Origin of the sequence: Vibrio sp. 1F263 (assembly GCF_041439035.1) — a bacterium.
Classification (GTDB): domain Bacteria; phylum Pseudomonadota; class Gammaproteobacteria; order Enterobacterales; family Vibrionaceae; genus Vibrio; species Vibrio tasmaniensis_A.
Genome location: NZ_JBGONI010000011.1, coordinates 95,516 through 119,185, shown reverse-complemented (window position 1 = coordinate 119,185; position 23,670 = coordinate 95,516). Strand labels below are relative to the sequence as shown.

Genomic DNA, 23,670 nt, shown 5'->3' with positions numbered 1-23,670 from the left:
TCCCAGCCAAATATCCGTTCAGGTTCAAGCAATAATGCTTATCCGAACGGCATTAGCCACATAGGTGACGGTTTAGAAAGGCGCTGTTTTAAACAGTAATTACGTAATGTAACGGGTTGCTTATGCCAGTTCCGCTTTCTCTGCAATCAGCTTATCGACCACGCTTGGGTCTGCCAGTGTCGACGTATCGCCTAGGTTGCCAGTATCGCCAGTGGCAATCTTACGCAGGATACGACGCATGATTTTACCTGAACGAGTTTTTGGTAATGAGTCGGTCCAGTGCAGTACATCTGGCGTTGCGATTGGGCCTATCTCTTTGCGTACCCAGTCTTTCACTTCTTTATGAAGCTCTGCGGTCGGGAATTCACCATCATTCAACGTGATGTAAGCGTAAATCGCTTGGCCTTTAATATCATGAGGGATACCGACAATCGCAGCCTCTGCGATCTTATCAAATGCGACTAGAGCCGATTCAATCTCAGCTGTACCCATACGGTGACCTGATACGTTCAGAACGTCATCAACACGGCCAGTAATCCAGTAGTAACCGTCTTCATCACGACGAGCACCATCACTGGTGAAGTACATGCCTTTAAAGGTCGAGAAGTAAGTTTGTTCGAAACGGTCATGATCGCCGTGAACGGTACGCATCTGGCCTGGCCAAGAGTCAAGAATCACTAGGTTGCCGTCTGTTGCACCCTCAATGATGTTACCCATGTTATCAACCAGCGCCGGTTGCACACCGAAGAATGGACGCGTCGCTGAGCCCGGTTTTAGGTCTGTTGCGCCTGGTAGCGGTGCAATCAAGATTCCGCCCGTTTCTGTTTGCCACCATGTATCAACAATTGGAGACTGCTCATTACCGATTGTTTTGTAGTACCACTCCCACGCCTCTGGGTTGATAGGTTCACCCACTGAGCCCATGATTCTTAGGCTGTCACGAGACGTGCCTTCAACGGCTTCATTGCCTTTCGCCATCAATGCACGAATAGCTGTTGGCGCCGTATAAAGAATATTAACTTGGTGCTTATCGACCACTTCACTCATGCGGCTTGTGTTCGGGTAGTTCGGCACGCCTTCAAACAGAATGGTTTTTGCACCATTGGCAAGCGGTCCGTAAACAAGGTATGTGTGACCGGTAATCCAACCCACATCGGCTGTACACCAGAAAGTTTCGCCTTCTTGGTAATCGAATACGTATTTGAAGGTCATTGCTGCATAAACAAGGTAACCACCGGTGGTGTGCATAACACCCTTAGGTTTGCCTGTTGAGCCTGACGTATAAAGGATGAATAGTGGGTCTTCTGCGTTCATCTCTTCTGGAGGACAATCTGCAGATACATTAGCAATAGCATCGTGCCACCACACATCGCGGTGTTCGTGCCATGCAACATCGCCGCCAGTACGTTTGAATACTACAACCTTTTCGATGTTCTTCACTTCAGGATTCGTCAGTGCTTCATCGACATTTTTCTTCAGTGGAACCGCACGGCCGCCACGCACGCCTTCATCGGCAGTGATAACGACTTTAGAATTTGAGTCGATAATACGACCAGACAGTGCTTCTGGGGAGAAACCGCCAAATACTACTGTGTGAACCGCACCTATACGGGTACACGCCAGCATCGCAACCGCAGCTTCTGGAACCATTGGCATGTATAAACAAACTACATCACCTTTGCGCACGCCTTGCTCTTTTAGAGCATTTGAAAACAGGCACACTTCTTTGTGTAGTTCATTAAAAGTTAGCGTTTTGTCATCAGCCGGATCATCGCCTTCCCAGATGATAGCGACTTCATCACCGCGCTCAGCAAGGTGGCGGTCGATACAGTTAGCCGAAACGTTAAGCGTGCCATCTTCAAACCAGCGAATATCAATGTGGCCAGGGTCGAAAGAGGTATTTTTTACCTGTGTGAAAGGTTTAATCCAATCAACGATTTTTCCGTGTTCACCCCAAAAGCCTTCAGGGTCAGAAACAGATTGCTGGTACATGGCTAGGTAAGTGTCATTATCCGCGTGTGTGGTTGATTTAATATTTTCTTTTACCGGATAAACGTGGGCTTCACTCATTGCATCTCTCCTTGTGCCTACATTCCTAATGAACTGGCAACTTCCTTTGTGTTCAGTTTCTAGGTCTATTACAGAACCGTCGTTGTGTTATCACTCTCGACTAGGACGGCGATTTTCACAATTAGACTTTAGGATGAGACGTTGCTTTTCACTTACAAAATAGCGAGTTAAGTTCATTTTTGAGATGTTGCTCTCTATGTGAAGCGCCAGTGGTTGAATTAAGAATAAGAAGAGTTGAAACGGGGTAGGTCACCATGTTTCAGGCGAACAAAGATCAGGGCGGCGGAGATAGCGTCTTGTAATGCATCATGTTTATTGACGGGGATAGGTAAATCGAGCTGGCGACAGATAGCGTCCATACTGAGATCAAAATAGGCGTTAGGCAGCTGCCTTTCGAGTTTGTCTTGATAAAGTTGGCTTACTTCGACTAATCGGTTAGGCAGTGGAAATCCAAGCTGTTTTAAACAGGCGCGATCGAGGATTTTTTTATCATAGCGGATGTGATAGCCGACTAAAGGACGATTTCCAATGAAGTTCAGTAGCTCGATTAAAGCCTGTTTTTCTTCGATGCCGTGCTTTAGATCTTGATGGCGAATACGGTGGATTTTTATTGAATTGCAATCGAGCGATTGAGGGGCGCGCAATCGGACTTCAAAAGGTTGGCTGGTAATGATTCGGTTGCCGATGATCTTGGTTGCGGCAATGGTGACTAATTCTGCCTGATTGGGGTCGAGGCTGGTGGTTTCACAATCGAGAGATACGTATTCGTGATTAGCAGGCGCAGTAAACAGAGGCTGATAAGTAGAGCCTTTGAGTTTATGATGCCAGTAATAACGAACCAATCTATTCATCGTTCAATCGCCTAATCCCGTATCTGATAGTGGTAGCCAAGCCATTGCTTGAATTTTTTGACCACATGCAAGCTATGGCGAAGCAGGTCTCTGTCTGCTCGCTCCATCAATTTGACGTTAATCTTGTTGCTACTGTGCTGCTGAGAAAGTCTTTGGGCTAAGCGCCACTTAAAGAACTGTTTGAGTGCTTCACTAAGGTTATCGGCGGTACTTTGCTCAAGCACTTTCTTACAGACCAACTGTTCAATGCGTTCGAAGGTATTATTTACCGTGACACCATGCTCAAGACAGAGTGCCCTCACACCATGCACGATAGGGAAAATACCGCCTTGTTTGATATCGAGCCCTGACTTGGATTGTTTAACATTGCCAAACAGGGTGAGGGGTACTGAGAAGTTCAGAGCCGGTCGGCAGAATTCAGTCAGAATCAATTCTTGTCCGAGCATCAAATCACTTAGGTGCTGCTTTACGGGTTTTAATAACTCTCTATTGCCCGCAACGGCGTGTGCATCCGCCATGATCGCGATATCCATCACGGTGTCTGGCGTGGCTTTTTTTACCCAACGGGTGAGGGTTTGTTTCCACTCTTGTTCTGAATGCACCCATTTGGGGTTGTTGACCATCACGTTGCCCGGACAGAGTGGATAGCCCAATTGCTGCAATGTATGAGTGAGGTCGTTCATGGCGCTCTGGCATTGGTGCCACTCCAAGCCATCTTGAATTATTAGCGCGTTGTCTTGATCGGTTTTGAGGATTTGTTCTCCACGGCCTTCGGAACCCAACACGATGAGGCAGCAATGATTATGCAGTGCGGGTGGGATAACCAACTCAAACGCTTTCTCTATGATCTGTTCATTAACGGCTGAAATTAGCTCCATGATGAAGCGCGTGCGAATGCCGTTATTGAGTAGGCTTTCGACCAGTTGACGTTGTTTGTTGGAGGCTAATGCGAGCTCTTCAATGCTGGTGGATCGCGCAATACGCAAAGTGAGCACGTGAGAGTGAGTGGAGAATGCACTGAGGATTTGTGTCATATCCACCATGCCGACAGCATTTAGACCGTCACAAACCATCAACCTTTTTACCCGGTTTCTGGTCATGGTAATCATGGCATTAAATAAGAAATCCCCTTGGTTTACGTGCATCACCGGAAATGTTGCAATCTCGCCAACGGGCGTATCCTGTGGGAAGTTATCGAGCATTACAGCGTGCAATAAATTGGTTCGTGTGACGATCCCATACGGTAAGGAGCCTGAACCAAAATCTTTTATGCCTTTGTCGTCTAAATGCACCAGCGCCGAGTCTAAGCCTTGTTCTTTTAGGATTTGAGTCACTTGGTTGATGGGTTGCCCTGGCTCAAGAATCAGTGGTGGGTGATAGATAGAGCCATCCACTTTGGTCAATATAAACTCGGCAAGGTTTTGTTGCTGCTGAGCGGCCTCAATCAGAGTTTTCCGTGTCGACAGGTTACTATCAAAGTAGGCGGCAAATTGACCATTAGCGTGGTAAAGATCGAGAAAAATATCGGTAGGCAGTAGGTAGCTTAAGGTGTCTTCGAGTGCGATATATTGATGTTTGGTGTGAGGTTCAAACTGGCTGCGCACATCAAAAATATCGTCATTGGCGTAATGTGCGTAAATCTCACCATCACTGCTTGCGCGCTCTTCAACGGCTCCTTTGATCAGGATGTGCAGGTGTCTGCTCGGCCTATCTGCTTCCAGTATCACTTCTTGAGAGCGGTAATACACCACGTCTAATGAAGAGCGAAGCTTCAATTGTTCCGTATCGGACAGGCTATCGAAGGGTGGGTGCTGCATATTAAATTTTTCAGGCATAAGCATCACAAGAAGTGGGAGTCTTTAATCAGTCTGACAAAATACCAGCGAAGCTCCAGACGACTTTAGTCTAAATGCAGACTAGATATCGACGAACGTGATATAGCTTGGTGATAAGTGATAAGTGATATCTAGGCTAATTAAATATAGGAATGCTATCCCAGTAATAATTCCCTTTTTCATCCTACTCTAGATAGGCATAATTGGAGCCGCCTTTTTCCGCACACTTTATAGGTTATTTATGTTTAGCCCCTCTCCTTACGGATGGATATCTCAGTATTTTCTTGGTTTCTTTTTTGCGTATGGTGTGTACTTGCCATTTTGGGCGTTGTGGTTTGAAGACCAAGGCGTTTCTGCAGGAGACATCGGTGTATTGATTGGTATTGGTTTTGCGACTCGCTGTGTTGCTAACCTTGTGATTACGCCACGCATCCATAACGTAGAGAATCTTTTGCCCGCTCTGCGCTGGTTGAGCTTCGCCTCATTGTTATTTGTTGGCTTCCACTTCTTCACTGGAGGCAGTTTTTTATTGATGCTGTTGGCAACAGTACTGTTTAACCTGTGTTGTGGGCCGGTTATCCCTCTTTCTGACGCAATGGCTAACCATTACAGTCGTCTTAAGATGCTTGACTATGGACGCACTCGTTTATGGGGTTCGATTGCTTTTATTGCGGGTTCAACCGTGGTGGGTTATTTAGTCGCACAGTTCGGCACTGATATGATTTTGTATACAGCGCTTGCTGGTGTGCTGTTGTCGTTAATGTTAGCGATGAGAAACCCTAACGTGATGCCAGTAACGCAATCTGAGAAACAAGCAGTGCGACCAAAATTAGGTGAGTTACTGCGTGAGTCTTCTGTGGTTAAATTTTTGGCCTTGATGGCGTTGCTGCAAGGTAGCCATGCGGCTTACTACAGTTTTAGTGCGATTTACTGGAAAGAAGCCGGTCACTCAGAAGCGATTATTGGTTATTTATGGAGCCTAGGCGTTGTTGCTGAGGTGGCTGTGTTTGCTCTCAGTAAGCGCTTATTCTCTGGCTGGTCAATGCGTACTCTGTTCGTGGTAGCTGCAATCGGTGTGATGGCTCGTTGGGGGATTACCGCATCAACAACGGCGATTTTCGCCTTGGTTATGGTGCAAATGCTGCATGGTGTGACGTTTGCTATGGCGCACATCGCAGCCATTCAATACATTCAATCAGAAGAACAAAATAAAATGGTCGCGCTGCAAGCTCTGTATAACGCGATCCCATTGGGAGCTGTTATCGCACTAATGACGACCTTAAGTGGTTGGGGCTATGAGCTTTGGGGGGCAAACATCTTCTGGGGTATGGCCGCGATGGGGGCTCTTGCTCTGTTCATTAAGTTGGACGAGAGAAGTTCAGTGGTTGAGATTAATCAATCAGGTTCGGAACAATTAGAATCTAACAGCAAATGCTGATAATTAGAGTCTGAAGCACAGAATTTAAGCGATTCGATTGAGTTAATGACCCATCCTTAGTTAAATGAAACCTCTCCCTTATGGAGAGGTTTTTTTATGGATGAAAAAGGGTTTTTAATGCAAGGATGGATAGTAATTCCAGTCTCTTTAGCCTATTTGGGCGTGTTATTTCTGATCGCTTGGTATGGAGACAGGCAGGTTCGTTGGCTATCGCGTTGGCGCCCATGGATCTATAGTCTTTCGATTGCAGTGTATTGTACCTCTTGGACTTTCTATGGAACGGTCGGACAGGCGAGCAATAACCCATGGTCCTTTTTACCCATCTACCTCGCCCCCATTCTGGTCTTTACACTCGGGTGGCGGATCTTGGCGCGGTTGATCCTGATTGCAAAGCGTGAACACATCACTTCAATTGCCGATTTTATCGCGGCTCGTTATGGAAAATCTCAGGGCTTGGCTGTTGCCGTCACCGTGATTGCCGTGGTCGGTATTCTTCCTTATATCGCGCTACAGCTGCGTGGTATCACCATGGGGCTAGATATTGTTGCGCCAAACCTAGCGTCTGATTTCGGCTATCAGGATTATCACGTGTCTTGGTTTGTGGTCGGTGCTTTGGCCATTTTTACCATGCTGTTTGGTACTCGGCACATCGATAACACAGAGCATCACCGTGGCATGATGATGGCGGTGGCGTTTGAGTCAATTGTTAAGCTAGCGGCATTCCTGATTGTTGGCCTGTTTATTATCTACCTGGCGATGAGCAGTGACAAAATTGACTTGTTTGATGTGGCGGCTTCCACCTACGAATCGCCCAATATTCCGACCTTAATTATTCATACCGTTTTGACCATGTTGGCGATTGTCTGTCTGCCGCGCCAATTTCACACCATGGTGGTTGAGAACGAACGTCCTCAAGACTTGCATACCGCTCGCTGGTTGTTTCCACTTTATCTGATTTTAATGGGCCTGTTTGTGCTGCCAATTGCTTGGGCAGGACAGGGGCTGCTTACTGATATGCCAGCTGATACTTACGTGATCAGTGTACCAATGGCTGAAGGTGCGAATCATATTGCTTTGTTAGCTTTCCTCGGAGGTACTTCGGCGGCGAGTGGAATGGTGATTGTCTCGACCATCGCATTAGCGATAATGGTATCGAATGATTTAGTGATGCCATTGCTGCTGCGCCGTATGCGTCTAACTCAAAGAACCCATCGACATTTTTCTGGCATGTTGCTGGTGATTCGACGCGGGTTGATTTTACTGCTGTTACTGGGTGCTTGGCTGTTCTATCAAGCGCTCGATACCATTCATTCACTGTCGGCGATTGGCTTTCTTTCTTTTGCGGCGATTGCTCAATTCGCGCCAGCACTTATTGGTGGTTTGTACTGGCGTCCAGGCAACCGGAAGGGGGTTTATGTCGGCTTAATGGTGGGCTCGTTGATTTGGCTGATCACCCTGATGAGCCAAACCAGTATGCTGGCAGGCAATAGTGAAAGTAACCTTTTACTGTGGATTATCACGCCACCAGAGTTGCTCAACAGTTGGGAGATCAGCAGTTCAAACTGGGGGATTGTGCTGAGTATTTTGCTGAATACTTTGTGTTATGCCGTGGTTTCTATGATGACCAGACCAAGCCTAAGTGAGCGTTTACAATCGGCTGCTTTTATTGGCACACCATTACCAGAAAATGAGAATATCAGCCTCTATCAGAGTCGTGTGACGGTCGCTGAATTAGAGATGCTGGCGTCTCGTTTTGTGGGGCGTAAGCGTGCGAAAAGTGCCTTACAGAGCTATTGGCAACAGCACGGGCAGCCGCTACTTCCTAACCAACAAGCGCCCGCAAGCCTGATTCGACATGCAGAACGTGTGCTCGCTGGTGTATTCGGTGCATCTTCCGCTAAGTTAGTACTTACTTCGGCCTTGCAGGGCAGAAATATGCAGCTTGAGGAAGTGGCGACCATCGTTGATGAAGCCTCTGAACTGTACGATTTCAGCCGTGGTTTACTGCAAGGTGCGATTGAACATATTGGCCAAGGCATTGCAGTAATTGACAAACAAATGAGGCTGGTGGCGTGGAATCAACGTTACTTAGAACTGTTTGAGTTCCCTGCAGGCTTGATTCAGGTGGGTCGACCCATTTCAGATGTAATTCGTCACAATGCTGAGCAAGGTTTATGTGGCCCAGGCGACCCAGAAGATCACGTTCGACGCCGTGTTTATCACCTTGAGCAAGGCACGCGACACACCTCATCTCGTATTCGTCCGGATGGTCGAGTGATTGAGGTGCAAGGTAACCCAATGCCTAGTGGTGGCTTCGTCATGAGCTTTACCGACATCACGGTTTTCAGACAAGCAGAGCAAGCGCTAAAAGATGCCAATGAAAGCTTGGAATCGAGAGTCCATGAACGAACTCAAGAGCTCGAGAAGCTTAACCATCGCTTGGTAAAGGCGACGCAAATTTCTGACCAAGAATCACAATCTAAGAGTCGTTTTCTTGCGGCTGTTAGTCACGATTTGATGCAGCCATTAAATGCTGCTCGCTTGTTTGCTTCTTCGCTATCTGAGGTCGCAAAAGAACAAGAGGAGAAGCAGCTTTCTTCTCATATCGAAAGTGCGTTGGGTGCGGCTGAAGATCTGATTGGCGACCTGCTTGATATCTCGCGATTGGAGTCAGGAAAATTAGAAACCAACATTCACGCGATTGCCGTGCATGATGTGCTGACCAATTTGAATGCCGAATTTAGTGCTTTAGCAACGCAGCAGAAGATCCAATTTCAGATGATCCCATCGTCACTGTTTATTCACTCTGACCCTAAGTTATTAAGACGAGTGATTCAGAACTTTTTAACGAATGCGTTTCGCTATAACCCTGAAGGAAAAGTGGTACTCGGTGCGAGACGAGTCAATGGTCAAGTACGCATTGATGTGTGGGATAACGGAACCGGTATCGATGAAGACAAGCAACAAGAGATATTCGAAGAGTTTACGCGAGGTAGTCAAGTTCGTGCCGATCAGGGGTTGGGATTAGGGTTGGCGATTTCGAAAGGGATTGCTCATGTGCTTGGTCATCAAATCTCGATGCGTTCATGGCCGGGAGAAGGCAGCGTCTTTTCCATCACCTTAGCGAGAGCAGAGCAAGTGGCTCCGGTTGTGCAAGCTTCTACGCCAATGGCGACCAGTGATATCGAGCACTTGAAAATACTGTGTGTCGATAATGAGCGAGAAATTTTGGTCGGTATGGAGAACTTGATAGGGCGATGGGGCTGTGAAGTTAAGACCGCCGTCGACTTAGTCGAAAGTTTGAAGTGTCTCGATGATGATTGGCAGCCGGATGTGATTTTCTCTGATTACCGTTTAGATAATGGCAGAACGGGGCTCGAAGTATTGCAGCAGTGTCGTTTGCGCCTTGGGGACTCTTTTGAAGGGGTCATCATCAGTGCTGATAGAACCGATGACATGCTGGCAGCGATAAAAGCCAATAGCTTCAGCTTTATCGCTAAACCCGTCAAGCCGCTAAAACTCAGAGCGGTCTTAAATCGGGTGAGTTAGTTTAATTAACTCTTAGATATTAAAAAGGCCTCAGCTGAGGCCTTTTTCGATCTGTTCGCTCGGTTATGGATGACCGATTTACTTTAACACGCGATACCGCCTTGAGTGAGTGTAGTTGGGTCAAGCAGTTTGCTGAGCTCTTCTCGGCTAAGATCGGTTTCTCTTTCTGCGACATCCAGAATTGGTAGGCCTTCTTTATAGGCTTTCTTGGCAATATCAGCCGCCTTCAAGTAGCCAATCACAGGGTTAAGTGCGGTCACCAGAATTGGATTCTTTGACAGTGCCAAATCGAGGTTGTCTTGGCGTACCATGAAGGTAGAAATTGCTTTATCAGCCAGTGCGACTGAACTGTTTGCTAACAACTCAATGCTTTCTAATACGTTATGAGCAATAACGGGCAGCATCACATTCAATTGGAAGTTACCCGATTGGCCTGCAATCGTAATGGTGGTGTCATTACCTATTACTTGAGCCGCCGCCATGGCTGCAGCTTCTGGAATTACAGGGTTTACCTTGCCAGGCATGATAGACGAGCCCGGTTGTAGAGCCTGCAACTCAATTTCCCCTAAGCCAGCTAACGGCCCTGAGTTCATCCAGCGAAGATCGTTTGAGATCTTCATGATCGCAACTGCTGCAGTTTTAAGCTGACCTGACAGTGCAACGATCGCGTCTTGGCTGCTGAGGTTAAAAAAGAAGTTTTCACTCGAGGTAAAACTGATCTTTGTCGATTGAGACAGGTTACTTGCAAACTTATCGGCAAAGCGTGGGTCGGCATTGATCCCCGTACCTACCGCTGTGCCACCTTGAGCAAGCGCCTTGATTGCTGGCAAACTGCTTTCAATCGCTTGCTTGGCGTGTTCAATCTGGAACTTCCAACCACCAAGCTCTTGAGCAAAGGTAATCGGCATCGCATCCATTAGGTGAGTACGACCTGTTTTTACTACCTCAGCAAGCTCTTGCTGTTTAACGGTAAGTGTTGCAGAAAGGTGGGTAAGTGCAGGCAGCAGCTTATTTTCCGCCATCAAAGCGACACTGACTTGAATTGCTGTTGGCACGACATCGTTACTGCTTTGCCCCATGTTTACGTGATCATTCGGGTTCACGTCTCCTTGCAGGCTTCTTGAAGCGAGTGTCGCAATCACTTCGTTAGCATTCATGTTAGAGCTGGTGCCAGAGCCCGTCTGATAGACATCAATAGGGAATTGCTCGAGGTGTTTACCATCGATGATCTCTTGGCTGGCTTCGGCTATCGCGTTGGCAATATCACCTTCCAGTAAACCTAGCTGAGCATTAGTATCGGCGGCGGCCAGTTTAATTAACGCCAGTGCTTGAATGAAGCTGGTTGGCATCTTGTGTGAACTAAACGCGAAATTATCCGCGGCACGTTGAGTTTGGGCTTGGTATAGCGCATCGGCAGGAACTTTCACTTCGCCCATGCTGTCTTTTTCTATCCGAAATTGTAGGGTCATGTTCTATCCTTGTTAGCCAAGTGGGGCTTGGACTTGTTGTAGTGTTTGGCTGAGATTCAAAAAACGCGCTTGGCCTTGTGGTTGCTGGCAGTAGTGGCGTTTCAAATAAAATAGTGGTGAGTGAATAGAGTCTAGGCAGATATGTCGAAAGGCGAAACTGCGGTCACGAGACTCAATCGCTTCTATCAAATGAAAGAAAACTTGGCGCAGATACAGCTCGCATAACAAGATGTTTTCTTGGGCGGCATGCTTTTCATAGTAAGCCGAAAGCGTTAGACCACATTGAATATAGTCTCGAATCACAAAAGGCTCGTGGCCTTGAACTTGCTCTAATGAAGCAAAGCGATCTTGTGCTTTGTAAAACCTCGAATAGAGACCCTGCTGTTCTTTCATCATTATTTGCATCTCTTCAATGGGATGTTAATGATAATTATTATCAAATGAGATTTTAAAAACAACCCTTTGTTTATCTTTTTATAAAATGGAGGGGAAAAGAAAAAGCCGATACATGACGTATCGGCTTTCTGAGATTCAGTACCTAATCCCTACAATGTAAGTACTGATTCATTTTTTGCTAAACATCTTTGTTTAGTGGTCGTGAGCTTCACCAGCACCTTTCGGGTAACGGATGTTCTCAACCATATCTTGTACATCTTGTGGAACTTCAGCAGTTACTTTGTTTACAGCAATTGATACTACGAAGTTTAGACACATACCTAGCGTACCGATGCCTTCTGGGCTAATACCAAACCACCAGTTTTCCGGTGTGCTTGCTGCTGGGTTAATGAACTTGAAGTAGATGATGTAGCTTGCTGTGAAGGCAATACCTGACAACATACCTGCAATTGCGCCTTCCTTATTCATCTTCTTGTAGAAGATACCTAGGATGATGGCAGGGAAGAAGGATGCTGCGGCTAAGCCGAAGGCAAACGCTACTACCTGAGCTACGAAGCCTGGTGGGTTAATACCCAAGTAACCTGCGCCAACAATCGCGACCATGGCAGCCAAACGAGCGGCTAATAGCTCCTGCTTGTCGGTCATGTTTGGTCTGAAGCCTTTCTTCAACAAGTCATGTGAAATCGACGTTGAGATTACCAGTAGTAGACCAGCGGCTGTTGATAGTGCGGCAGCTAGGCCACCGGCTGCAAGTAGTGCTACAACCCAGTTTGGTAGTTTTGCTAGCTCTGGAGAAGCCAGTACGATGATGTCACGGTTAATCTTCATCTCGTTGCGTTCGTCGCCCGAGTAGAACATTTTGCCATCGCCGTTCTTATCTTCCCAACCAACTAGGCCAGTGCTTTCCCAGTTTTTGTACCAGCTTGGTGCGTTTGCTGCTGCGACACCTTGCATGTCTGGGCCGTTAATCGTTTCGATCATGTTTACACGAGCGAAGGCTGCAACGCCTGGTGCTGTTGTGTATAGCAATGAGATGAACAGTAGTGCCCAACCTGCTGAGATACGAGCATCACGTACTTTTGGTACCGTGAAGAAACGAATGATTACGTGTGGAAGACCGGCAGTACCTACCATTAGAGCTGCACAGATGAAGAATACATCTACCATGCTCTTGTTACCTTCGGTATAGGCGGTAAATCCGAGTTCTTCGGTGAGTCCATCCAGTTTATCAAGTAGGTATACATCTGTACCTGATAGAGTCGAGCCCATACCAACTTGTGGAAGTGGGTTACCTGTCATCATGATTGAGGTAAAGATTGCTGGAACAAGGAAGGCGAAAATGAGGACACAGAATTGAGCTACCTGCGTATAAGTGATGCCTTTCATGCCACCAAGCACTGCGTAGAAGAACACAATACCCATACCAATGATGATGCCTAGGTTAATATCAACTTCTAGGAAACGAGAGAATACAACGCCAACACCACGCATCTGGCCTGCAACGTACGTAAATGATACGAAGATTGCACAAAATACCGCTACCATACGTGCTGTTTTCGAGTAGTAACGTTCACCGATGAAATCAGGAACCGTAAACTGACCGAACTTACGTAGGTAAGGTGCTAAACATAGCGCAAGTAGTACATAACCACCTGTCCAACCCATTAGGTAAACCGCACCGTCGTAACCAACGAATGAGATGATACCAGCCATTGAGATGAATGATGCTGCCGACATCCAGTCAGCGGCTGTTGCCATGCCGTTTGCTACTGGGTGTACGCCGCCGCCAGCAACGTAGAATTCACTCGTTGTTCCAGCACGAGCCCAGATTGCGATGCCGATATAGACTGCGAAAGTAATACCGACGAGAATAAACGTCCAAGTTTGAATATCCATGTTCTAGCCTCTAGTCTTCCTGTACGTTGTATTTTTTGTCCAGCTTATTCATGCGAACAACGTAAATAAATATCAACGCCACGAAGGTATAAATTGAACCTTGTTGAGCGAACCAAAAACCTAGCTTAAACCCGCCAAATTGAATGGTATTTAGGACATCCACAAATAAGATGCCAGCGCCATAAGACACCACAAACCAGACAGCGAGTAGTGTTCCCATTATTCCCAAGTTTTCCTTCCAGTAGGCTTGAGCATGTTCCGTAGATTCGAACGCCATTGCCTTCTCCTTTAATTCCGTTTTCGTAGAAACCGTTTCTGTAGAAATTGCCGTGTTAACGTAATGTTACGATTTAGAGTGTAGCAAGGATAAGTCAAGGGATCTGTGCAACTTTAGTCGGGACGCTATTAGCGCTAATGTCCTGAAATATGGGAGCTAGGAGACAGAACCATAGAAAAACGTGATGTTGCAATGATGTTAAATTAGCCAAAGGTCTAACAAAAAGGGATGAATTAGAGTGCGAGTCATAAAATTTAACAACTAAATGACTGAGAAACGGTATTTAGTCCTGCCTATGACACGAAGCGAAACATAAGTTTGTTATAGTAACTACGGTACTTTCACCGGTCGTGACTTGCTTAACGGCAGAAGATCAACAGGCTTAAGGCTCGAGTTTTATTCTTTGGGGGGACGAATTGGACGCAATAACCATTAACCACTTATTTTTAACTGGTGCGGTGCTCATCGCCATCAGTGTGCTTTTTTCGCAAGTGTCCTCTCGCTTGGGCGTTCCGATTCTTTTGATCTTCCTTTTCGTTGGCATGTTAGCCGGTGAAGATGGACCCGGTGGCATTAATTTTGATGATTACTCACTGACTTATTTGGTGAGTAACCTCGCGCTTGCCGTGATCCTGCTTGATGGCGGTATGCGAACCAAGGTCGCAAGCTTCAAGGTTGCGTTTTGGCCATCGCTCTCGCTGGCGACGATAGGTGTCGCGTGTACTGCAACCCTAACGGGCTTAATGGCGGCTTGGCTGTTCGATCTGTCATTGATGCAGGGTATCTTAGTCGGTGCGATTGTCGGTTCGACCGATGCAGCTGCGGTATTTTCTTTGTTGAAAGGGCAGAGCCTCAATGAGCGTGTTGGCTCAACCCTAGAGATCGAATCGGGTACCAATGACCCAATGGCTGTTTTCCTGACGGTGACCTTAATTGCGCTTCTGGGCACGCCTGATGCTGAAATGGGGATGAACTTTCTACTGAAAAGCTTTGCGATGCAGTTTGGTATCGGTACCCTTGTTGGTATTGGTGGAGGTTGGGTTCTATGGAGTCTAATTAACCGAGTGCAACTGGCGGATGGCCTTTACTCTATTTTGGTGCTCAGTGGTGGTGTGGCGCTGTTTGCGTTCTCTAACATGCTGGGCGGCAGCGGTATCTTATCGATCTACCTTGTAGGCCTGTTCATTGGTAATCGTCCGACGCGCTCTCGACACTCTATTCTTAATGTTCTTGATGGTATGACGTGGCTAAGCCAGATCGTGATGTTCTTGGTATTGGGCTTATTGGTGACGCCATCAACGTTGATGGACATTGCTCTGCCTGCGCTAGCGCTGGCCTTCGGTATGATTTTGTTTGCTCGTCCGCTGTCGGTTTGGTTGGGTTTACTGCCGTTCAGAAGCTTTACCACCAAAGAACGTTGGTTTGTTTCTTGGGTAGGTTTACGTGGCGCTGTGCCGATCATTTTGGCGGTGTTCCCGATGATGGCTGGCCTGCCCAATGCTCAGCTTTACTTCAATATTGCCTTCTTCGTGGTTATGGTTTCGCTGATTGTTCAGGGCGGTAGCTTGATGAAAGTTGCGAGGTTGGCTCAGGTGACCTTACCACCGACACCAACACCGATTTCTCGTACTGGCATGGAGATTTATCCGACCAGTGAGTGGGAGATGTTTGTCTACAAGCTGAAAGAAGAAAAGTGGTGTGTTGGTGAACCGCTTAAGCGTTTGTCTATGCCTGAAGGGACGCGAATTACGGCACTGTTTAGAAAAGATGCTTTGCTTCACCCATCGGGTAGCACCGTGTTAGAGGCGAACGATATTCTCTGTGTGCTTGGTCAAGATAAAGACCTAGATAGCTTAAGTGCGCTATTCAGTGAGGCTCCTCTAGCTGAAGAGGCCGCTCGATTCTTTGGTGATTTCTTCCTGGATGTCGAACTATCGATTGCAGCGGTCAGTGATTGTTATGGTATCGAACTGGGCTCGGAAGAAGAGCGAGAAATGACGCTAAAACAATTGGCTGAGCGAGAGCTCGGTGCCCACCCTGTATTAGGCGATAGTTTTGTGTGGCATGACATTACTTGGGTGGTTGCAGAGATAGATGATCATAAAGTCGTCAGGTTGGGTTTATGTTTGCCAAAGACGACTTTAGAAGAGGATATAAGTGAAGCCTAATTGTGGACTTCTTGTAGCAAGATAACCGCCTGAGTTCGGTTTTTCACATCCAGTTTACGGAAGATGGCTGTCATATGTGCCTTGATAGTCGCTTCCGAAACATTCAATTCATAAGCGATTTGCTTGTTCAGCAGGCCGTCTGAAAGCATCCCTAATACCTTGTATTGCTGGGGCGTCAGTGTGGAAAGCTTTTCCGCAAGGTCGCTACAGGCTGCATTGTTGGTGATAAGGCCTTCAGGAAAGAACGGGTCGCCATTCAGCACTTGATTCAGTGCACTCACCAATTCACGCATATCACTCGACTTAGGAATGAAGCCAAAGGCACCGTGGCTCTTCACTTGAGTGACAACGCTAGCATCCTCGCTGGCTGAGATCACCACAATTGGTAAATCTGGATATTCAGCACGCAGTTGAATTAAGCCCGACATCCCGTTTGCTCCCGGCATTTTAAGGTCGAGAAGTAACAGATCCGGTTCATCTTCTTTTTTTAGTAGAGTCAGTAAGGCATCGAGAGAATCAGCCTCAAGCAGGTTCGCACCGCTGATAGCCATATGAACTGACTGAAACAGGGCGTTGCGAAAGAGAGGGTGGTCATCAGCAATGATGATGGTATAGGTCGAGTCCATGACGTTCATACTTTTAACAATTTAGTTAATATTTATTATCATCCTGATTGAGTATGTGGACAATATTTATGCATTAAAAGTCTGAACCATATCGACTTTTATCCCCAGAATAAGAAAGCGTTACTCTGAATAACAAAAAAGCCGCACTGCCATCTCGTTACGGAGGGGCGGTGCGGCTTTCGTTAGTGCTTGTATTTAGACGAATGTCGTCGCTATAGCTGGTGGTCTTGCATGTGTTTTAAGAATACATCGGCAGGCATAAAGCCCGTCACACGAGCATTTGGAACATGGTTACCCTCGCCATCCCAGAACTCAATGGTTGGTAAGCCGAGTACCTGTAATTGTTTAAGCAGTTCAATATCTTGAGGCATGTTTCTCGTTACGTCAGCCTGAAGCAGGACGAAATCAGAAAGCTTGTTCTCAACATCTGCTTGGTGGAAGGTGTACTTCTCAAACTCTTTACATGCCACACACCAATCGGCGTAGAAATCGAGCATCACTGGTTTGCCGAGTTTCTTGGCTTCGATGAGCTGGATTTCTAACTCTTCAACCGTGTTGACGCGTGCAAATTGGATTTGTTGCTCAACCACAACGCTCTTTTCTGCGAACCAGTAATTCAATGCAGGTTGCGCTGAAGCGAATAGGCCAAGCATCGCGATGATACCTACAGCGCTCTGTTTCCAACCACCGAATGGCAGTGCATTCTTGCTGTGGTAAAGCCAACCAAAGGCGATGAACCCAAGACCAGACCAAAGTACCGTTGCCCACAATTCAGGAATAATTCGCTCTAGCAGGAAGATAGGCGCTGCCAGCAAGATAAAGCCGAATACGATCTTCACCTTGTCCATCCAGCTGCCTGCTTTTGGTAGTAGCTTATTACCAAACACCGCAACCAAAATCAGCGGAATACCCATACCCATCGCTAACGCATACAGAGCGATCGCTCCGGTTAATAGGTCGCCACTTTGAGCCACATACAATAACGCGCCTGACAGTGGCGCTGTGGTACAAGGTGAACACACCAAGCCAGAGATAGCGCCCATTGCGAACACGCCCAAGGTATTACCACCTTGTTGTTTGTTGCTTTGGTTATTAAGCCAAGTTTGGATACTGCTTGGCAGTTGTAGGTTATAAACGCCGAACATCGACATCGCCAACGTCACGAACAGAACACTCAGCGCGATTAATACGTAAGGGTGTTGCATCGCAGCTTGGAACTGCATGCCAGCTGAAGCAACCACTAAACCTAATAAGGTGTAGGTCAGCGCCATGCCTTGCACGTAGATGAAGGACAGCATCAGCGCACGACCTTGGCTGAGCTTACCGCCACCTAGCACAATACCCGTTAGAATCGGATACATAGGCAGGACACACGGCGTAAAGGCCAAGCCAACACCGAGTGCGAGGAATAATAATGGCGTCCACCAACTGTCACCCAGCTTATCGGCTAAGCCTGCTTCTTTTGAAACGGGAGCATTGGTTTGTTGAGTGGTATTGCTTGCTGCGTCAGCGGTAGGAGAAGAGGCTTGTACTGAATTGTCAGCTTCACCAGCTGCATCAGAAGAACCTTGTAAAGCACCACTGTTTTGAACATCACTGCTTTTCATATCCCCAGAACTCGTCGCAGTAAACGGTTCAATGTCGATTACTCGGATCTCTGGTGGGTAACAGAAACCAGCATCTGCACAGCCTTGATACTTAATGATCAGCTGTGAGCCATCTTGGTAACTCTGTAGAGGAACTTGCACGAATAACGGCTGAGTATAAATGCTCACCTCACCGAAGAATTCATCTTGGTGTGGTTGGCCATTTTCCATTTCAACATTGCCGATAGTGAGATTTTGGCCAGTGAACGAGAGGCTATGTTGATAGAGGTAGTAGCCCTCTTTTACTTGCCAGTCGAGAAGGACCTTGCCGTCTTGCTGGTAGTAATTGAAAGGGAAAGCTTGGTCTACAGGGACAAAACCGTTGTTATTGCCTCCGAAGCTTGGCTCGGCGTTGTCGTTTCCAAAAAGCGCCCACGCAGGCTGGGTGAACAGGGAAACACAAACAAAAAGTAATGTGGCAAGTCGTCGCATACTATTTAGTCATCAAAATGGAGTTGAAGGTATCTTAACTCAATCAGACCGTAATAGTTTGTGATTAGTTTCATCGGTAAACAAATATCCCCTAAGGCGGGTGGGCTATTTTCTGGGGCAGTCGAGAGAGTGTCAGTCGCTCAACATGAGTTGTCAGCTTTTGCCAATAAGACATTTAAGCCACTCCTAAGCGTGCTCTTACTACTTGTTCGCAAGCATCTATATTCGTGGTGTCTTTCGGAATAATTAACACCGTGTCATTGCCGCCAACCGTACCGATAATCTCGGTATGTGGGTCGATATCAACCAATCTTGCGACCAACTGTGCGCAACCAGGGTTTGTTTTTACGATCACCATTGCTTGGTTGTGAGTAATTAATTCGATTTGTGATGAGATTGACGCATCGACACGTACCGGTGCGCTTTCTACGGTGATGCAGTAAACCTTTTTGCCACAGGCGTTCTGGATTTTGACAACACCGAGTTGTGACAAAATACGAGACACAGTCGACTGGCTAATGCCTGTATAACCAATGTCGACGAGTTTCTCTCGCAGCTGGTTCTGGGTCGAGAAGCTTTGCTGTTGTAGTAAGCGTTTGCACGCTGCGGTCAGTGTTTTATCTTCAGCTGAATACAAGCAACCGTGCTCAGTGATTTGGTTCATGAACAACTCCTTAAGGTCAACGTGTTGATATCGCTTGTCCATAGCGCAGAACGCACTCCCAAAGCCGTAGAGTACGATTGTTAATTAGGGCTTACCGATGAATCCCGAAATAAATAGGAAGGGTATGCGTGATGTATGATCTTCTATTCATCCAGTCTACCACTAAAGAATAGTTATCTTTTTGAAGGTGATCACCAAACAAAATTCTGGTTATTTGCTTTTTTTGTGGAGTTTTATTCTTTAGGTAAGTGGATATTTATTCCGGGTTAGGAATAAATATCCATGTAGTTTGAGCGGTTTCTTTTACGAAGGTAAGAGCGCTAAGGGCTAGCGGATTTCACTCATGATCTCGCGAGAGAATACTTTTTCACAATAGTGACATTTTAGTTGGACGTTTTCGTGTTTTAGCTGCACTTTAAAGCTACTTTCAACGGGTTCACCGTGCGAAATACAGTTGCTATTCGGGCAAGAGTACACACTGTTGATTTGGTCTGGCAGTACTAATGTTAGCTTATTAACCACCTTGTACTCTTCAATCTGATTTACCGTCGCTTGCGGCGCATACAGAGCCAATTGGTTGGCTTGTTCCTTGGTCAGAAAGATGTTCTCAATCTTGATCAGATCTTTGTGACCAAGCGCAGATGATGGCAGATTCAACCCCATGGTGATGCGTTGTTCTGTTTTGTGTAGCTTAAACAGTTTGAGGATTTTGATACCAAGATGAGCAGGGATGTGGTCAATCACGCTGCCGTTACGGATCGCTTCTACTTGTAGCTGAGTTTGTTTAACCATGACTGTTTCTCCTGCTTATAAAGTGTCGTTAAGAACTAGGGCCAATAGGGCTTCGCGAGCGTATACACCGTTTTCAGCTTGTTCAAAGTAGTAAGCGTGTGGCGTTTTATCTACGTCGGTTGTGATTTCATCGACGCGTGGTAATGGGTGAAGCACCTTCATGTTCTGGCGTGCATCTTTCAAGGTATCGGCCGTTAGAATGTAAGCCGACTTCATGTGCGCGTATTCTGACGCATCAAAGCGCTCTTTCTGTACGCGAGTCATGTACAGGACATCCAGTTCAGGCACCACTTCTTCAATGCTGCTGTGGGTGCTGTATTGGATGCCCATCTCTTCCAATTCTTCACAGATGTAATCAGGCATCGCTAACACTTCTGGCGCGATAAAGAAGAAACGCACGTTATTGAATTTTGATAGTGCTTGTGTCAAAGAGTGTACGGTACGGCCATATTTTAGGTCGCCGACGAAAGCCACATTGAGGTTATCGAGCGTGCCTTGCGTTTCGTAAATCGAGAACAGATCCAATAAGGTTTGCGTTGGGTGTTGGTTTGCACCGTCGCCACCATTCACAATTGGCACACCGTTAGAAAATTCAGAGGCCAAACGTGCTGCGCCTTCTTGTGGGTGACGCATCACAAAGGCATCCACGTAAGATGAAATAACTTGAACGGAATCGGCAAGTGTTTCGCCTTTTTTCGCCAGCGATGTGTTGCCGCCATTATCAAAGCCGATGACTGTGCCGCCAAGGCGTTGAACTGCGGTTTCAAATGAGAGGCGAGTTCGAGTTGAAGGCTCAAAGAAGCAGCTCGCAACGACTTTATTTTTCAGCAGCTCAGGGTTTGGTTCTGCTTTGAGTCTTGCTGCAGTATCGACGATAAGCTCCAGTTCATCACGAGATAGCTCTGGAATGGAGATGATGTGCTTGTTAAATAACGAATGCGCCATAACGGGTCTTCCTTTTTCTATGCATACAGTCAAATTGCGGACAAAAAAAAGCCCCCTAAAAATAGGAGGCTTCGAAATGATCAATAGAGCAAAATAAAAATGACACCAACGCCGTTCTAAGGCGTATTGGCTGACAATCATGTGCGAAAAAATTGCGGTTCATTTTTTGCTCTCTTAAGACAAATTGCGGAGGATTATACTCAGATAAAAAGGCCATGCAATACTTTCTGTAAAGTATTCATTTAATGGATTTTTATGCGAGATTACGTCCATTTTGAACTCCCATTTAAGTCTTTGTTGGGGCTAAGACTTACAGGGTTTTCCAGGAAATTATCTCTTCAACCGCATGAAAAAAAATGCGAGTTTTATTCAAGGTCAAAATCCCAAGAACGCCACCCGCATTTCCCTGTCATTGCACTTAACTTATCAACGTATTTCGAACAAGTGAGTGCCTAGCTTCTTAATTTTTAACGTCTTAACTGTTTAGTTTCTTAGGTAATTAGCTGCCTAATGTCGCAACCATTACTGCTTTGATGGTGTGCATGCGGTTTTCTGCTTCATCGAACACGATAGAGTATTCAGACTCAACCACTTCATCCGTCACTTCTACGCCATCTTTAAGCTGCGGATATTCAGCAGCAAGCTGTTTGCCGACAGTTGTATCTTCGCCGTGGAAAGCAGGTAGGCAGTGCATGAATTTCACATGTGAGTTGCCTGTTGCTTTGATCATGTCCATGTTGACTTGGTAAGGCATCATTAGGTTGATACGCTCAGCCCATGCTTCTTTCGCTTCGCCCATTGATACCCAAACGTCGGTATATAGGAAGTCACAACCTTGCACGCCTTCTTGAACATCTTCTGTTAGCGTGATTTTGCCGCCAGTGTGTTCTGCGATTTCACGACATTGAGCTAATAGCTCTTCTTCTGGCCAGAATTGTTTTGGAGCAACAAGGCGAATGTCCATGCCCATTTTAGCAGCACCAACCATCAGAGAGTTGCCCATGTTGTTGCGAGCATCACCTAGGTAAGCAAACTTGATTTCATGCAATTGCTTGCCACGGCCGTATTCCGTCATAGTTAGGAAGTCAGCTAGGATTTGTGTTGGGTGGAATTCGTCAGTCAGGCCATTCCACACAGGAACGCCAGCGTAAGCGCCTAGCTCTTCAACGATTTCTTGACCAAAGCCGCGGTATTCGATGCCATCGTACATACGGCCTAGAACGCGAGCGGTGTCTTTCATTGATTCTTTGTGGCCAATTTGAGAGCCAGATGGGCCTAAGTAAGAAACTCGAGCACCTTGGTCGAATGCTGCTACTTCGAATGCACAGCGAGTACGAGTTGAGGTTTTTTCAAAGATAAGCGCAATGTTTTTGCCAGTCAGTGTTGGCTGTTCGTAACCGTTGTACTTCGCTTTTTTTAGCTCCATAGAAAGATCTAACAAGTGTTGAATTTCGCGTGGAGTGAAATCTAGTAGTTTTAGGAAGTTACGATTGCGTAGGTTAAAAGCCATGATGTATTCCTTCTTAGATTTAGGCGCTTCCTTGTTACAGGGAAATAAAATTCAAGAAAGCGCGATTCAATTTTTAGTTAAAGTTGTTCGGTTTTGTTTGTTTCGTTTAATCTGTTTTCGCAAGCTTTAAAAGCTCTCAAGGTTTAAGGCTCTCAAGATGATAAAGCTCGCTAGTGCATTAACCTTTGGTGATATTGGTGCCCGCTTGGCCTTGCAGGATTTGCAAACCATCTTCGAGTGCGCCGATACCCACTACTTTGCCGCCTTGCTGAATGAACTCGCACGATGCTTCGATTTTTGGCCCCATTGAGCCTGCATCAAATGTAAACTTCGCCAATTCACTTGGTGTAGTACTGCGCAGTGCGTGTTGAGTCGGTTTGCCCCAATCAAGATAAACAGCGTCAGCATCGGTCAGAATAAGTAGTGCATCCGCATCCAATTGTTTCGCCAAGAAAGCCGCTGACATGTCTTTGTCGATAACCGCTTCAACGCCGACTAATTTGCCATTTTCTTTTTTCACTGGGATGCCACCACCGCCAGTACAAATTACGAGGTGACCTGCATCGATAAGTTGAGTGATCGCTTCGTGTTCAACAATGCCAGTAGGGCGTGGGCTTGGCACTACTCGACGGAAATGTTGACCGTCTGGTTTTACGATCCAGTGGAATTTCTCCGCTAACTCACGCGCTTCTGCTTCTTCGTAGATCGGGCCAATTGGCTTAGTTGGATCTGCGAATGCAGGATCGTTTGGATCAACGGTCATTTGCGTCAACATGCATGAGATGTTGCGGTCAGGCAGGTAGTTTTTGAACTCTTGCATCAGCATGTAGCCGATCATGCCTTGAGTCTCACTGCCCAATACATCCAATGGATACGGGTTTACTTTTTTGTACTCCAAACCTTGCAGAGCAAGTAAGCCAACTTGTGGACCATTACCGTGCACTAGAACCACGTTGTACACTTTCGCGATTTCAGAGATGGTTTTAACAGCCGTTTCAATATTACGGCGTTGAACATCGGCTTCTAACGGCTCACCGCGACGAAGTAGGGCATTACCGCCGAGTGCAACAACAACAGTTTGCTTAGTCATAATTGTGTTCTCTCAT

General features: G+C 46.5%; 17 protein-coding genes. 3 read left to right on the top strand and 14 right to left on the bottom strand.

The features are described 5' to 3' along the window. Positions 1 to 120: 120 nt before the first annotated feature. From acs to ACED25_RS10170, 3 genes are all read right to left on the bottom strand, one after another. Positions 121 to 2,070 carry an acetate--CoA ligase gene (acs, locus tag ACED25_RS10180; RefSeq protein WP_009844693.1) on the bottom strand — a complete coding sequence of 650 codons (1,950 nt, stop codon included), beginning with the start codon at positions 2,068 to 2,070 and terminating at the stop codon, positions 121 to 123. 218 nt (positions 2,071 to 2,288) lie between these two features. Beyond that, the gene (locus ACED25_RS10175) at positions 2,289 to 2,921 is read right to left on the bottom strand and encodes a 3'-5' exonuclease (protein ID WP_009844694.1); all 633 of its coding nucleotides are present in this window, start codon (positions 2,919 to 2,921) and stop codon (positions 2,289 to 2,291) included. Between the two features lie 11 nt (positions 2,922 to 2,932). Further along, positions 2,933 to 4,762, bottom strand: coding sequence for a DUF294 nucleotidyltransferase-like domain-containing protein (locus ACED25_RS10170; RefSeq protein WP_371695206.1), 1,830 nt, complete (start codon positions 4,760 to 4,762; stop codon positions 2,933 to 2,935). 235 nt (positions 4,763 to 4,997) lie between these two features. On the opposite strand from ACED25_RS10170, the gene ACED25_RS10165 reads away from it, so the two are divergent. Continuing rightward, complete coding sequence (locus ACED25_RS10165; RefSeq protein ID WP_017101054.1) at positions 4,998 to 6,194, top strand: 3-phenylpropionate MFS transporter; 1,197 nt, start codon at positions 4,998 to 5,000, stop codon at positions 6,192 to 6,194. Between the two features lie 117 nt (positions 6,195 to 6,311). Next, a complete protein-coding gene (locus ACED25_RS10160; RefSeq protein WP_371695204.1) occupies positions 6,312 to 9,743 on the top strand; it encodes a PAS-domain containing protein in 3,432 nt (1,143 codons plus the stop codon). A gap of 83 nt (positions 9,744 to 9,826) precedes the next feature. On the opposite strand, the gene ACED25_RS10155 is transcribed toward ACED25_RS10160, so the two are convergent. From ACED25_RS10155 to ACED25_RS10140, 4 genes are all read right to left on the bottom strand, one after another. Next, positions 9,827 to 11,212: a class II fumarate hydratase gene (locus tag ACED25_RS10155; protein WP_371695203.1), complete on the bottom strand. Its 1,386-nt coding sequence runs from the start codon at positions 11,210 to 11,212 to the stop codon at positions 9,827 to 9,829. A 12-nt stretch (positions 11,213 to 11,224) separates the two neighbouring features. Beyond that, positions 11,225 to 11,608 carry a hypothetical protein gene (locus ACED25_RS10150; RefSeq protein ID WP_371695201.1) on the bottom strand — a complete coding sequence of 128 codons (384 nt, stop codon included), beginning with the start codon at positions 11,606 to 11,608 and terminating at the stop codon, positions 11,225 to 11,227. Positions 11,609 to 11,800: 192 nt separating this feature from the next. Next, positions 11,801 to 13,504, bottom strand: coding sequence for a sodium:solute symporter family protein (locus tag ACED25_RS10145; protein WP_371695200.1), 1,704 nt, complete (start codon positions 13,502 to 13,504; stop codon positions 11,801 to 11,803). A gap of 10 nt (positions 13,505 to 13,514) precedes the next feature. After that, positions 13,515 to 13,781: a DUF4212 domain-containing protein gene (locus ACED25_RS10140; protein WP_009844701.1), complete on the bottom strand. Its 267-nt coding sequence runs from the start codon at positions 13,779 to 13,781 to the stop codon at positions 13,515 to 13,517. A 416-nt stretch (positions 13,782 to 14,197) separates the two neighbouring features. Between ACED25_RS10140 and ACED25_RS10135 the strand changes: the two genes are divergently transcribed. Beyond that, the gene (locus ACED25_RS10135) at positions 14,198 to 15,949 is read left to right on the top strand and encodes a potassium/proton antiporter (RefSeq protein ID WP_371695199.1); all 1,752 of its coding nucleotides are present in this window, start codon (positions 14,198 to 14,200) and stop codon (positions 15,947 to 15,949) included. Here the strand turns inward: ACED25_RS10135 and ACED25_RS10130 are convergent. The 7 genes from ACED25_RS10130 to arcC form a co-directional block, all read right to left on the bottom strand. Then, positions 15,946 to 16,575, bottom strand: coding sequence for a response regulator transcription factor (locus tag ACED25_RS10130; protein ID WP_012604978.1), 630 nt, complete (start codon positions 16,573 to 16,575; stop codon positions 15,946 to 15,948). The two genes, ACED25_RS10135 and ACED25_RS10130, sit on opposite strands and share 4 nt — an antisense overlap. A 212-nt stretch (positions 16,576 to 16,787) precedes the next feature. Continuing rightward, the gene (locus ACED25_RS10125; RefSeq protein WP_371695198.1) at positions 16,788 to 18,653 is read right to left on the bottom strand and encodes a protein-disulfide reductase DsbD; all 1,866 of its coding nucleotides are present in this window, start codon (positions 18,651 to 18,653) and stop codon (positions 16,788 to 16,790) included. Between the two features lie 175 nt (positions 18,654 to 18,828). Next, the gene (locus ACED25_RS10120) at positions 18,829 to 19,317 is read right to left on the bottom strand and encodes an arginine repressor (protein ID WP_009844705.1); all 489 of its coding nucleotides are present in this window, start codon (positions 19,315 to 19,317) and stop codon (positions 18,829 to 18,831) included. Positions 19,318 to 19,644: 327 nt separating this feature from the next. After that, positions 19,645 to 20,109, bottom strand: coding sequence for an aspartate carbamoyltransferase regulatory subunit (gene pyrI, locus ACED25_RS10115; RefSeq protein ID WP_009844706.1), 465 nt, complete (start codon positions 20,107 to 20,109; stop codon positions 19,645 to 19,647). A gap of 15 nt (positions 20,110 to 20,124) precedes the next feature. Then, positions 20,125 to 21,054: an aspartate carbamoyltransferase gene (pyrB, locus tag ACED25_RS10110; protein ID WP_004729720.1), complete on the bottom strand. Its 930-nt coding sequence runs from the start codon at positions 21,052 to 21,054 to the stop codon at positions 20,125 to 20,127. Between the two features lie 499 nt (positions 21,055 to 21,553). After that, on the bottom strand, positions 21,554 to 22,564 hold the full coding sequence (argF, locus tag ACED25_RS10105) for an ornithine carbamoyltransferase (RefSeq protein WP_135384678.1): 1,011 nt from the start codon (positions 22,562 to 22,564) through the stop codon (positions 21,554 to 21,556). A 178-nt stretch (positions 22,565 to 22,742) separates the two neighbouring features. Continuing rightward, a complete protein-coding gene (arcC, locus tag ACED25_RS10100; RefSeq protein WP_009844708.1) occupies positions 22,743 to 23,654 on the bottom strand; it encodes a carbamate kinase in 912 nt (303 codons plus the stop codon). Between the last annotated feature and the right edge of the window lie 16 nt (positions 23,655 to 23,670).